The 12042-nt window shown below is 71.1% G+C and carries 15 protein-coding genes and 1 riboswitch; of the genes, 11 read left to right on the forward strand and 4 right to left on the reverse strand.

Features of this window, described 5'->3' with window-relative positions; all coding sequences use genetic code 11:
• Positions 1-4 precede the first annotated feature (4 nt).
• Entirely contained in the window at positions 5-883 is an 879-nt protein-coding gene (locus tag O7543_RS04950; protein ID WP_281554943.1) for a DUF1775 domain-containing protein, read from the forward strand.
• Between the two features lie 51 nt (positions 884-934).
• Here the strand turns inward: O7543_RS04950 and O7543_RS04955 are convergent, their stop codons facing one another.
• The 4 genes from O7543_RS04955 to O7543_RS04970 all read right to left on the reverse strand — a co-directional run bounded on the left by O7543_RS04955 (position 935) and on the right by O7543_RS04970 (position 5162).
• Complete coding sequence (locus O7543_RS04955; RefSeq protein WP_281567480.1) at positions 935-2524, reverse strand: copper resistance protein CopC; 1590 nt, start codon at positions 2522-2524, stop codon at positions 935-937.
• A gap of 311 nt (positions 2525-2835) precedes the next feature.
• Positions 2836-3063 carry a ferredoxin gene (locus tag O7543_RS04960; protein ID WP_281554941.1) on the reverse strand — a complete coding sequence of 76 codons (228 nt, stop codon included), beginning with the start codon at positions 3061-3063 and terminating at the stop codon, positions 2836-2838.
• A gap of 105 nt (positions 3064-3168) precedes the next feature.
• Positions 3169-4377 carry a cytochrome P450 gene (locus O7543_RS04965; protein WP_281554940.1) on the reverse strand — a complete coding sequence of 403 codons (1209 nt, stop codon included), beginning with the start codon at positions 4375-4377 and terminating at the stop codon, positions 3169-3171.
• 224 nt (positions 4378-4601) lie between these two features.
• Positions 4602-5162, reverse strand: coding sequence for a hypothetical protein (locus O7543_RS04970; protein WP_281554939.1), 561 nt, complete (start codon positions 5160-5162; stop codon positions 4602-4604).
• Positions 5163-5289: 127 nt separating this feature from the next.
• Between O7543_RS04970 and O7543_RS04975 the strand changes: the two genes are divergently transcribed.
• From O7543_RS04975 to O7543_RS05020, 10 genes are all read left to right on the forward strand, one after another.
• On the forward strand, positions 5290-5667 hold the full coding sequence (locus O7543_RS04975; RefSeq protein ID WP_281567346.1) for a hypothetical protein: 378 nt from the start codon (positions 5290-5292) through the stop codon (positions 5665-5667).
• A 118-nt stretch (positions 5668-5785) separates the two neighbouring features.
• The gene (locus O7543_RS04980) at positions 5786-6418 is read left to right on the forward strand and encodes a CDP-alcohol phosphatidyltransferase family protein (protein WP_281554937.1); all 633 of its coding nucleotides are present in this window, start codon (positions 5786-5788) and stop codon (positions 6416-6418) included.
• Entirely contained in the window at positions 6415-7341 is a 927-nt protein-coding gene (locus tag O7543_RS04985; protein ID WP_281554936.1) for a DUF881 domain-containing protein, read from the forward strand. The genes O7543_RS04980 and O7543_RS04985 overlap by 4 nt, the downstream gene beginning before the upstream one ends.
• Positions 7338-7670 (forward strand): small basic family protein, encoded by a 333-nt coding sequence (locus tag O7543_RS04990; RefSeq protein ID WP_123601612.1) that lies wholly within the window; start codon positions 7338-7340, stop codon positions 7668-7670. Before O7543_RS04985 ends, O7543_RS04990 begins: the two co-directional genes overlap by 4 nt.
• Before the next feature lie 85 nt (positions 7671-7755).
• Entirely contained in the window at positions 7756-8562 is an 807-nt protein-coding gene (locus O7543_RS04995; protein ID WP_281554935.1) for a DUF881 domain-containing protein, read from the forward strand.
• A 69-nt stretch (positions 8563-8631) separates the two neighbouring features.
• The gene (gene gcvH, locus O7543_RS05000; protein WP_281554934.1) at positions 8632-9012 is read left to right on the forward strand and encodes a glycine cleavage system protein GcvH; all 381 of its coding nucleotides are present in this window, start codon (positions 8632-8634) and stop codon (positions 9010-9012) included.
• Positions 9013-9230: 218 nt separating this feature from the next.
• Positions 9231-9683, forward strand: a complete 453-nt coding sequence (locus O7543_RS05005) for an FHA domain-containing protein (protein WP_123601610.1) — start codon at positions 9231-9233, stop codon at positions 9681-9683.
• 123 nt (positions 9684-9806) lie between these two features.
• Positions 9807-10508: a MerR family transcriptional regulator gene (locus O7543_RS05010; RefSeq protein WP_281555587.1), complete on the forward strand. Its 702-nt coding sequence runs from the start codon at positions 9807-9809 to the stop codon at positions 10506-10508.
• Positions 10509-10600: 92 nt separating this feature from the next.
• A complete protein-coding gene (locus O7543_RS05015) occupies positions 10601-11065 on the forward strand; it encodes a bifunctional nuclease family protein (protein WP_123604662.1) in 465 nt (154 codons plus the stop codon).
• 158 nt (positions 11066-11223) lie between these two features.
• Positions 11224-11793 carry a MerR family transcriptional regulator gene (locus O7543_RS05020; RefSeq protein WP_281554933.1) on the forward strand — a complete coding sequence of 190 codons (570 nt, stop codon included), beginning with the start codon at positions 11224-11226 and terminating at the stop codon, positions 11791-11793.
• A 103-nt stretch (positions 11794-11896) separates the two neighbouring features.
• Positions 11897-11994, forward strand: a riboswitch (glycine riboswitch).
• Positions 11995-12042 lie beyond the last annotated feature (48 nt).

Consider the following 12042-nt stretch of genomic DNA (forward strand, 5'->3'; position numbering starts at 1 on the left):
ACCGGTGGATCAGGTTCCGGCGGCAGCGGCCGCTGACGTACGGGAGGCGAGGCTCATGGTCAACTGTCTGCGCGCGAACGCCGTCCGGATCGGCGCGGTGCTGTCCGGTTCGGTGCTGGCGGTCGTGCTGTCCGGGTCGGCGGTGGCTGCGGCCAACATCGGCCTGGAACCGACCCAGGCACCTCGTGGGGCCGGCATTCAGCTGACCTTCGAACTTCCGCAGGAACGGCCGGACGCACACACCGCCGAGGTGCGCCTCGATCTGCCGGCGGACCTGCCCATCGCCGAGGTCTACCCGATGTCGGTCGACGACTGGGCACCCAGGATCATCAACCGGGCCCTGCCGGAGCCGCTGCCCGGCCTGCACGGAGGCCTGATGACCGAGGCCACCGAGAGCATCACCTGGCAGCTGGTCTCTCCACCCGCCGACGAACCGGCGCCGGTGCTGCTGACCGTTTCGGTCGGCCCGCTGCCGGACACGGACCGGATCGAATTCGCGGTGACCCAGACCTACTCCGACGGCACCGTGGTCCACTGGGGCGGCCCGAACGCGCCGCGGCCCGGCCCGGTGCTGACCCTCGGACCGGCCGACCCGACGGCCGCCGGTCACGGAGCCCACCACGGCGACCCGGCACCGGCAGCCGCCCAGGACCCGCCGGCGCAGGCCGCCGCAGCGGGCTCGGACGGCAACGCCGGCACCGGGATGGGACTGCTGCTGGCCGGCCTGGCCGGCGGAGCGGCGATCGGCGCGGCCGTCGTCTGGTGGCGCAGCCGCCGCCACCGCGCCGTCCCGGCGGACCCGACCGGGGCCGGGCCCGCCGACGACGAGGGCGAACTGGTCGGCTCCGGCGGCACCACCCACTGGCGGCTCACCGAACAGTGACCGCTGTCGCCTGACCAGGTCTCCTTGCCGCAGACCGGCCCGCCAGCCGGTTCAGCGGACCGGCACGGTGGTACGGACCGTCGCCTGGTCGACGTCGGACAACCGGATGGTGAAGCGCAGCTCCCACTCGCCCGGCACGGGAAACGCGACCGCGCCGACCGCGTGGTTGTCGTCCACGCCCAGCAGCAGAGTCGTTACCGGCTCGACGTCCTGTGCCGGCAGCGAAGTGGTCATCGTCCACTCCTCCACCTGTACCGGCGCGCCCTCCGGCGTGTACACGTAGGCGTGCACCGTGTTGTGTTCGCCGAGCTGCACCGGGTAGATGTCGAACTGGAGGGTGTACAGCGAGCTGGTCAGCGTCTGAGCGAAGGTGTCCTGCCCGAGGGCCTGAGCCTCGACGACGGCGGTACGGGCCGGAGTCGTCTGCACCAGTACCGCGCTGGCCCCGAGAGCCGCCACCGCCACCGCGACCTCGACACCGACCAGGCCGGTGAGTCGCCGTACGTGCGACGCCCGCCACCGCCCGACCAGCCGTCGCGCGTACCCGGCGGTCAACAGCAGCACCGCCACCAGCGCGATCTTCACCAGCACCAACCGCCCGTACCCGGTGGTGGCCAGTGCGGTCGGGCCGCCGGTCTCCATCAGCGCCTGGACGGCACCGGCGAGCAGCAGCCAACAGACCGCCACCGTCGCCCACCGGGACCAGACCGGCAGGATCCGGCCCAGGACACGGGGGTGGGTGCGGCGCAGCAGGACCGCGCCGAGGGTCACCAGCCCGCCGATCCACACCCCGACCGCGGCGATGTGCACGGTGTCGGCGGCGATACTGACCGGCGGTACCGGCGCCGCCACCGCGTGACCGGTCAGCGGCCAGGTGACCAGCCCGGCCACGCCCAGCCCGACGAGGGCCAGCCCGCGACGGGTGCCGCCGACCCCGGCGAGGGCCGGGGACACCAGCGCCGCCACCGCGGCCAGGACCACCAGCCGGCCGAGCAGCGCAAGCCCGTACCCGCTGTCGACGACGGCGGCCAGGTCCCCGGCGGAGACCTCCAGCAGGCCACTGCCGGTCGAGTACGGCGCCTGCAGGTACAGGCCGGCCACCGTGGCCAGGCCGATCAGCCCGAGCCCGGTGCCGACCATGACCTTGCCGGGCCGGCGGCCCAGCCGGGGCGGCCACAGCAGCGCCAGCAGCAGCGCGGGGCCGACGGCGAGTACCACCCCGGCGTAGCCGACGTACTTCGCGGTGGTCACGGCGACCGCCACCGGCAGCCGCTGCCCGCCGTCGCGCGGCTCGGGCACCGTCGCGGACGGCGCTCCTACCGAGTACGTGTAGCCGCTGCCCACCGGGTGGCTGTCCGCCGAGATCACCCGGTAGCTGACCAGGTAGGTGCCGAGCGGGCGGTCGGCGACCCGGACCGGGAGGGTGACGGTGGTCCCGTCGGTTCGTGGTGTTCCGTCGTCGATCCGCTTCCCGTCCGGCGCCAGTACCTGCAGGCGCCCGGTGACCGGGCGCACCGGTTCGCTGAAGGTCAGCACCACTTCCCGGGGCGAGTTGCCCAGCACCGATCCGGGGGCGGGCTCCGCCGTCACCAGCACCGCGTGTGCGGCCGCCGGGCCGGCGGGGGCGACCATTACCAGCATGCCGCCGAGGAGCAGTGCCGCGGCACCGGCTGCGGCGTGCCGGGCCCACCGGGCGGCTCGTCGTTGCTTCACCCCTGGTAGTTCGGTGCGGACGGGGCAACGGTTCATCGCGATCGACTCCGGGCGGGTCAGGGAGGTACCGACCGCAGGTGAGTCGGTCGTCTCGTGGGCCGAGCGCCGGGACCGGACGCATGCGTGCCGGGAGGAATCGTGGTCGACCGGGGCGGCCGTGAGCAAGTCGACCGTCGGTGGTGGTCCGGTCCGCCTCCGGTCAGATCCGGATGGCCGTCGGTCGGCCCCGACCCGCCGGGTCAGGGCAGCGGTGCCAGCGGGGTGCCGTCGGCGTCGCGGACCAGAATTGCCTCGACCGGGCATGATTCAGCAGCGTCGATGACTGTTTCGGCCGGATCGATGTCGGACGCGGGCCCCTGGGACACCCCGTCGACCAGGCTGAAGTGCCCCGGCGCGGTACCGGCGCAGATGCCGGACCCGACGCACCGTTGCTCGTCGACGCTGACCTGCCAGGACCGCTGGTTCATCGCCACCTCCGGGGTTACCCACGGCACCGGCCGTGGGGGACTGGAACGGTTCACGTCCGATGGCCGGCATGGTCCGGGCCGCGCGTCGGGCCCGGCGGAGGAGGATCAACCCCAGGTCACCGGCATCGCGTTCAACCCGCGGACCAGCAGGCCGGTCTTCCACACCAGCTGATCCTCGGGTACGGCCAGCCGTAGCTGCGGCAGCCGCCGCACCACCGCCTCCACCGCCACCTGCAGCTCCATCCTGGCCAGTTGGGCGCCGAGACAATGGTGTACGCCGTGGCCGAAGCCGACGTGCGGGTTGACGGTCCGGGTCAGGTCCAGCCGGTCCGGGTCGGTGAAGACCTCGGGGTCGCGGTTGGCCGCCGACAACGATCCGATGACCGGTTCACCGGCCCGGACGAGTACTCCGCCGACCTCGACGTCGACGGTGGCGTACCGGGCGAACGAGGAGGCGGCGCCGAGCGGAACGTACCGGGTCAGTTCCTCGACGGCGCCCGGCACCAGGGCCGGGTCGGCGCGCAGGGCGGCGAACTGGTCCGGCTGGGTGAGCAGGACGTAGACGAAGTTGGGGATCTGGGTCACGGTGGTCTCGTGGCCGGCGGCCAGCAGTCCGGCGGCGAGCTGCACGAGTTCGGTCTCGGTGAGCCGGCTCGCGTCGGTGTCCCGGGCGTGGACCATGGCGCCGAGCAGGTCGTCGGTCGGGTGCCGGCGGCGCTGTTCCACCAGTCCGGCGATGTAGCCGTGCAGGTTCTCGAGATACCCCGTTACCTGCTCGGGGGAGAGCGAGGTGGTGGACACGACCGCTTCGCTCCAAGTGTGGAAGTGTTCCCGGTCGGCGTAGGGGACGCCGAGCAGTTCGCAGATGACCCGGACCGGCAGCGGGGTGGCGAACCGTTCGACGAGGTCGGCTGGCGGCCCGTCGCCGATCATGCCGGTCAGCAGTTCGTCGGCGAACTGCCGGGTCTGTGGTCGGAGCTGTTCGACCCGCCGGCCGGTGAACGCCTTGGCGACCAGGCGTCGGAGCCGGGTGTGTTCCGGCGGATCCATCGACAGGATTCCGCCCTCGATCTGTCGGGGGGTGATCCGTGGTTCGTCACGGCCGACGCTGGCGGCGCGGGAGAACCGGGCGTCGCCGAGGACGAACCGGACGTCGGCGTGCCGGGTGGCCAGCCAGGCCGGTTCCCCAAACGGCAACTGGACCCGTACCAGCGTCCGGTCCTGCTGCAGTTGCCGGTAGGTGTCGTCGAGGTTGAGACGGTCAGGCGCGGTGAAGGGGTAGCTGCGGGGTTCGGCGGCACGGAGTTCGGGCATGGTTCACCTCCTGGCGGGGGGACGGTCGCGTACCGGTAGTGACGCCCAGCCTGCGTGACCGGCACGTGACGCTCTGATACTAGAGAGGTCTCTCGATTGATCGCAGCCCGGTGGCGTCTTCGGTTCCCTCAACCTAGCGTCCTAGCCTGCTCTACGAGGTGTGTCAACATAGCGCACGGAGAACCAAACTCCATCGAATCGGAGGCTCGGCAGTACCTCTGGGGTCAGCTCCGGCCGGCGGCATCGTCGGGCTGGGCGTGGGAGAACAGCACCGGGGTCACCGGCCGGGCCCGGGAAGGCTCGGGGGTCGGTGGGTTGCCCGCCCCGGACTCCGCCGGCTGGTGTTCACCGGTGAGTACCAGCAGTTCGTAGGCCCGTTCGGCGGGCAGCCGACCGGTGACGATCGCGATCCGGAGCGGCACGGGCGGGGTTCCGGCGACGACGGCGACGGGCAGATCGAGCACTCTCGGGTTGACCTGCCGACCGGCGAGGTGCCCGGCGGCCGCCGGGGGCAGGTCCCGCCAGGGACGTACGGTCTGCTCGGTGAATCCGTGGCTGGCCCACTGGTCAGCCTCCGCGTTGACCCGGTCGGCGACGTGCTGTGGCACCACGTCGCGGCCGCCGAGGTCGTCGCTGAGCAGCGCTCGGGCGAGCGGGCTGAGCTGGTCGACCGGATACCACCGGGTCCGCTGGGTACGACGGCGGGAGATGTCGCCGGGTGAGGCGTCGGCCGCGGACCGGTCACGCCGGGCGTCTGGTTCAAGGTGGGCCGGCATGCCCACCATCCAAGCATGATCGACCGCCGTCCGATGGCAAGGGGTCGCAGGTAGCGGGGATGTCGGAACCGGGGGGGCGGAGTTTGCCGGCAACCCGTGCGGGTAGCCGCGCCGGGTGGCCGAGGAGCGGCAGACGGTGGCACCGACGGCGGGCGTCGGGTCGCCGCTCGACGAACGGTGGGAGTACGGGTACCTGTACTTCGTGCAGACGGTGGCACCTGCCGAAGGGGGTAAGCGGCCGGCTGCCGGGCCGACGGTCACCGTGGTCGCTGACGGCGCGGGGCACCGGTGTCGGGTGCTGACCGGTCGACGGCTGGAGGTGCTCAACGAACTGGGTGGACAGGGTTGGATCGTCAGCGACGGTCTGTGGAGCCCGGAGCAGGCCCGGTGGCTGGCTGAACTGGTGGCCGGGGTGGACGGGGTGGAGCGGATGGTCGGTTACTGGCAGTCGTTCATGCGCCGGCGGGTGGCCGTCGGCGGCGACGGCCACGGTGAGTCGGAAGGTGGTGGGTGAGGGGCGCGTTATAGTGGCGCTCGCCAGGTGACAGTGCCCCTTGGGGGACCGTCGGGCTCGTTCGCCGCCGCTCGTTTCCGGTCCGGTGGGACAGGCCGGTCGGGGCGGGGGAGAGGAAGTGTCGGTGTCGCGTCCGTCCGCGCAGTCCGCGTCGACGCGGACCGATGTGGCGAGTCAGGTCTTCACCATTCCTAATCTGATCAGTCTTGTCCGTTTGCTAGGTGTACCACTGTTTCTGTACCTGTTTCTGGTGCACCGTGCGGACGTCGCGGCGTTGCTGGTGCTGGCCGTCGGCGGGACCAGTGACTGGGTGGACGGGTTCGTCGCGCGCCGGATCCGTCAGGTGTCCCGGCTCGGCGAACTACTGGACCCACTCGCCGACCGGCTGTACATCCTGGCCACGTTGCTGGCGTTCACGGCCCGCGAGGTGATGCCGTGGCAGTTCACGGTGGCGTTGCTCAGTCGTGAGGTGCTGCTGGCCGGCTGCCTCGTCGTGTTACGCCGATTTGGCTACGGACCACCACAGGTGCACTATGTAGGAAAGACTGCGACTTTCGTACTTTTGGCGGCGTTTCCTATTCTGTTGCTGTCCGCAGTGCTGGGATTCACCCCGACGGCGACGGTGGTGGCCGCGGTCGGGTGGGGTCTGGCCTGGTGGGGTCTGGCGCTGTACTGGATCGCCGGCCTGTTGTACGTACGGCAGACCATGGCGTTGGTCCGGGCCGCCGGAGCAGAAACGGAGCGGGCATGAGCGAGGCGGACCGCAGCGGTTCCGGCCCGCACCGTGGGTACGCGCCGGACTTTCTGACCGAACTGTTCCGGGCACCGCTGGATCCCGGCTACACGGACGCGGCGGCCCGCCGTTCGGTGGTAGGACCACCGCAGGGTTGGCGTCGGGTGACGGCACGGGCGGCGATGGCCGTGTCGATGGCCGCGGTCGGCTTCCTGGTGGTGCTCGCCTACCAGAAGACGGTGGCGGAGGAGCCAAGCAGGTCGCAGGCACGGGCCGGCCTGGTGGAGCAGGTTACCCAGCGCCAGACGGAGACCGACGAGCTGCAGAACCGCGTGGACACATTGCGGGACGAGGTGGCCCGGGAGCGCGACACGGTGCTGGACGGGGCCCGGGCGGCGGACCTGCGCGACCTGGAAGCCGCCGCCGGGCTGGCCCGGGTCACCGGGGACGGGGTGGTCGTCGAGTTGGCGGATGCGCCGGAGGTGGTGGATCCGGTGACCGGTGAGGGGTCGGTCAGTGAGTTGGGTCGGGTGTTGGACCGGGATCTTCAGGACGTGGCCAACGCCCTGTGGAGCGTCGGCGCCGAGGCGGTCGCGGTCAACGGGAGACGGCTGACCGCGACCTCGACGATCCGGGCGGCGGGCAGCGCCATCCTGGTCGATTTCCGGCCGGTGACCGGCCCGTACGAGGTGACGGCGATCGGCCCGCCGTCGATGGTCGAGGCGTTTCGGACCAGCCAGGCGGCCGCGGTGCTACGGGCGGTCTCGGCCGATCACGGGTTGTCGTTCGGGGTCCGTTCGGCTGATGATCTGATGTTGCCGGCGGCGAGCGAGCCGCAGCTGCGGTACGCCCGTGCACCGTCGGCGTCGGCGTCGTCCAGCCCGTCCGGGACGGGAGGCGCCGACCCGTCCGTGACCGCCTCGGGAGGAGGCCCTCGATGATCGCCGTGTTGGCGCTGCTCGCCGGAATGCTGCTGGGGATCTATTTCGACCCGGTGGTGCCGGCGGTGCTGCAGCCGTACCTGCCGATCGCGGTGGTGGCGGCGTTGGACGCGGTGTTCGGCGGGGTCCGGGCGAAGTTGGACGGGATCTTCGACGACAAGCAGTTCGTGATCTCATTCATCTCGAACGTTCTGGTGGCGGGTCTGATCGTGTATCTGGGCGATCAGTTGGGGGTGGGCGGGCAGTTGTCCACCGGCGTCGTGGTGGTGCTCGGGGTGCGGATCTTCGGCAACGTGGCGGCGATTCGACGTCATCTGTTCCGGGCGTGAGGCGTGGCTGATGGTGGAACGTAGGAGTACCGGTACGGGCTGGCCGGTTGAGGGTCCGGCGCGGTCGCCGGGTGCGGGTGGGCGGGTGCCGGCAGGGTCCGAGGAACGGGCGGACGCCGCCGGGGTACCGCCGGTGGACGGTCCCGACGCCGCGGTCGGCGGTGACGGGCCGGCGGGTGCCGGCGCGGGTCGGGGTTCCCGGCGGGTGTCCACGGCCGGGCTGATGATCGTGGGTCTGCTGGTGCTGCTCGGGTTCACCCTCGCCGTTCAGGTCCGCAGCACGTCGACGGACCCGACGTTGGCGGCGGCCCGCCAGGAGGATCTGGTGCGGATCCTGTCGGATCTGGAGGCCCGGGAGGAGCGGCTGCGGCAGGACATCGCGGAGCTGGAGGCGAGTCAGCGGCAGTTGACCTCGGGTGCCGAGGGCCGGGCGGCGGCGTTGGAGGAGGCGTCGCGTCGGGCGGACGAGCTGGGGGTGCTGGGTGGCAGTCTGCCGGCGCAGGGGCCGGGCCTGCGGGTGCGGTTCGTCGCCGGTCGGGAGCCGATCCGGGCGTCGGATCTGCTGGACGCGGTGCAGGAGCTGCGGGGTGCGGGCGCCGAGGTGATGCAGATCAGCGGCGGGGACGGTCGGTCGGTGCGGATCGTGGCGAGCAGCTACCTGCTGGACGTCGACGGCGGCGTGGAGGTGGACGCTGTGCGGTTGACCGGCCCGTACGAGGTGCTGGTGATCGGGGAGCCGTCGACGATGCGGACGGCGTTGAACATTCCGGGTGGGGTGGTGGCTTCGGTGTCCGGTGACGGCGGTACGGTGATCGTCGAGGAGCGCGACGTGGTCGAGGTGTCGGCCTTGAGCGATCCGAGCCAGCTGCGGTACGCCCGCCCGGTCTCCTGATCGGACGGGATGTTGTCGGCGGGTGGAGCGTCAGTGGTGGTGAGTGGTGCACAGACCGAAGGACCGGCCGTGATTCCAGAGGATCTGCGGTATACCGCGGAGCATGAGTGGGTGGCGGGCGACGCCGCTGGTCCTGTGCGGGTGGGTGTGACCCATTTCGCGCAGGAGGCGTTGGGTGACATCGTGTTCGTCGAGTTGCCTGCGGTCGGTGCCGAGGTGACGGCGGGTGAGCCGTGCGGTGAGATCGAGTCGACGAAGAGCGTGTCGGAGATCTACGCGCCGTTGACCGGCACGGTGGTGGCCCGTAACGAGACGCTGGTGGACGCACCGGAGACGGTCAATGCCGACCCGTACGGTGCCGGTTGGCTGGTGCAGTTGGCACCGGCTGATCCGCAGGCGGTGAGCGGGTTGCTCGACGCCGCGGCGTACCGGGAGCTCACCGAGCGCTGACCCGGCGGGGGCGGCGAGGTATCGTGTGCCCGCGAGTCTTGTTGACCCTTGTTTTCGGCGCTGGCTAGGCTCGCCCAGTCGACCGAGAAGCCAACAACAGTTGAGCGTTGCGGAGATTGCCGTCCTGGCACGGGGGAGCTTGCGCCTTGCGATCGTTCAAGGTCTGGTGGCCGACCCGACACACCCGACGCCGACCGAACAGATCCGTGAGGTGGTCCATGACTCGCCCAGACGACGAGTTCCCCCCGCTCGACGTCACGTCGACGTTGAACCTCGGTTCGCTCGACGAAGTGCTGGAGGGGCCGGACGCCGACGTGGTGCCGAGCCGGATGTCGGGTTCGTTGCCGCCGGGGATGGCGTTGCTGGTGGTGCGGCGGGGCCCGAACGCGGGGGCCCGGTTCCTGCTGGACCACGATGTGACGACGAGCGGCCGGCATCCGGACAGTGACATTTTCCTGGACGACGTGACGGTGTCGCGGCGGCATGCGGAGTTCCACCGGGACGGCGGTACCTTCACGGTGCGCGATGTGGGTAGCCTGAACGGCACCTATGTCAATCGTGAGCGGGTGGAGGCGGCGACCCTGAGCAACGGTGACGAGGTCCAGATCGGGAAGTTCCGGCTGGTCTTCATCGCCGGTCCGCGGCCGGACGAGGAGGCCGGCCGCGGTTGAGGTCCGGGGCGCGGACGGAGGTGGCTTCGTGCGCGGTGTGTGGCTGACGCCGGTCGGTGAGCCGGGGGTGTCGTGGTGAGTGAGCAGGCGGCGGCCCGGGAGGACGTGGCCGGTTCGTCGTTGATGAGTATCGGCGAGGTGCTGGCCCAGCTTCGCCCGGAGTTTCCGGACACGACGATTTCGAAGTTGCGGTTCCTGGAGGCCGAGGGCCTGGTGGAGCCGCAGCGGACGCCGTCGGGTTACCGCAAGTACAGCTGGGACGATCTGGACCGGTTGCGTTTCGTCCTGACGGCGCAGCGGGACCAGTATCTTCCGCTGCGGGTGATCCGTGAGCAGTTGGCGGCGCGGGACGCCGAGTCGGCGGCGGGCCGGTCGCGTCCGACGTTGGTGGCGGTCGGTCCGTCCGGTGAGGTGCCGGGCCGGTCGCCGGTGCCGGCGCAGGCTCAGCCGGCGCAGTCCCGGCTGAGCCGTACGGACCTGCTGTCCCGAAGTGGTCTCGAGTCGGCGACGTTGGCTGAGGTGGAGCGGCTGGGGCTGGTGGTCGCGGTGGCGCCTGGCTGGTACGACGCGGATGCGCTGGTGATCGCCACGGCGGTGGCGGGGCTGCTGAGGCATGGCCTCGAGGTGCGCCATCTGCGGGCGGTGCGGGCGGCTGCGGACCGCGAGTCGGGTTTGTTCGCCCAGCTGGTGGCGCCGTTGGCGCGGCAGAGTGATCCGGCTGCCCGGGCTCGGGCGGCGGAGACGGCGCGGGAGCTGATCGGGTTGTCGCAGCAGCTTCACGCGGCGCTGGTGCGGGCGGGTCTGCGGGAGGCGCTCGGCCGGTGAGGTGACTGGCGGGACCGGACGGTGGCGCTGTGGTCCGTGTACCGTGCAGGGAGGGCCGGAGCGGGTTTGGTGACGACGACACGGAGGCGGCGGTGCGTGAGCTGAGCGTGGTCGGGGTGCGGGTGGAGTTGCCCACCAACCAGCCGATCGTGCTGCTGCGTGAGGTGGACGGGGACCGTTACCTGCCGATCTGGATCGGTGCGGTGGAGGCCACGGCGATCGCGTACGAGCAGCAGGGCGTGAAGCCGGCGCGGCCGTTGACGCATGATCTGTTGCGGGACGTGTTGGCCGCAGTGCGGGCACCGCTGCAGGCGGTGGAGATCACCGAGTTGAAGGACAACGTCTTCTACGCGGACCTGGTCATCGGTGACAGTGTGCGGGTTTCGGCGCGGCCGAGCGATTCGATCGCGTTGGCGTTGCGGGTCGGTGCTCCGATTCGTTGTGCTGAGCAGGTGCTGTCCGAGGCGGGCATCCTGATTCCGGATGAGCAGGAGGACGAGGTCGAGAAGTTCCGGGAGTTCCTGGATCAGGTGCGTCCGGAGGATTTCGCGGGCTGACCGCCGCCAGCGGGTGTCATGCCCGTGGCGTGGTCGCCCGCACGCGGCGTGTCGCGGCCCGGGTTGCCTGGTACGGCCCTCTGCCGGCGTTACGCTGGTCCTGTCGATCGGCTCATGTTCCGTCCTGGTGTGGGCCGCACTGACGGGGAGGTTTCCGTATGCCCGCACAGCGAGAGCCGGAGCCGGGGTCGTCTGATGATGTGGACGGGGCCGGTTCGGACGCCGACGCCGTCGGCTATCGCGGAGTGACCGCCTGCCACGCGGTGGGGATCAGTTACCGGCAGTTGGACTATTGGGCGCGGACGACGCTGGTGGTGCCGAGCGTGCGTGACGCGTCAGGTTCGGGTTCGCAGCGGCTGTACTCGTTCCGCGATCTGGTGGTGTTGAAGGTGGTCAAGCGGCTGCTGGACGCCGGTGTGTCGCTGCAGAACATCCGTAAGGCGATCGAGACGTTGCGGTCGCGCGGGGTCGGGGACCTGGCGGGGATCACCCTGATATCGGACGGGACGACGGTGTACGAGTGCCGTTCCCCTGAGGAGGTCGTCGACCTGTTGCAGGGCGGCCAGGGTGTGTTCGGCATCGCGATCGGCGGGGCGTTCAAGGAGATTCAGGGGTCGTTGTCGCAGCTTCCGGCGGAGCCGGCGGTAACTTCCGAGCCGGAGGTGGTGGCTCCGGTGGCCGGGGGCGACGAGTTGGCGGCGCGGCGGGCGCGGCGACGCGCCGGCTGAACCCGCGGGGCGGTGCAGCGGCAGCGGTCGGGGCGGGCTTCGTGATCGACGTCACCGCCCCGCCCCGTAGGGCGGGTGCTGCCGGTAGCGTGGAGACCGCCGTACATCCCGTGTGGGAGAGACCGTCCGCTACCCGGTGGGCGGCGCCGAAGGGGCAAATCCTCCCCGGAACCTCTCAGGCAGAAGGACCACGCGGGTTGGCGACTCTGGAGGCGGCGGCGCCGACAGAGGGGGAGGTTGCCTGCCGAC

Origin of the sequence: Solwaraspora sp. WMMA2080 (genome assembly GCF_027497395.1) — a bacterium.
Taxonomy (GTDB): Bacteria; Actinomycetota; Actinomycetes; order Mycobacteriales; family Micromonosporaceae; genus Micromonospora_E.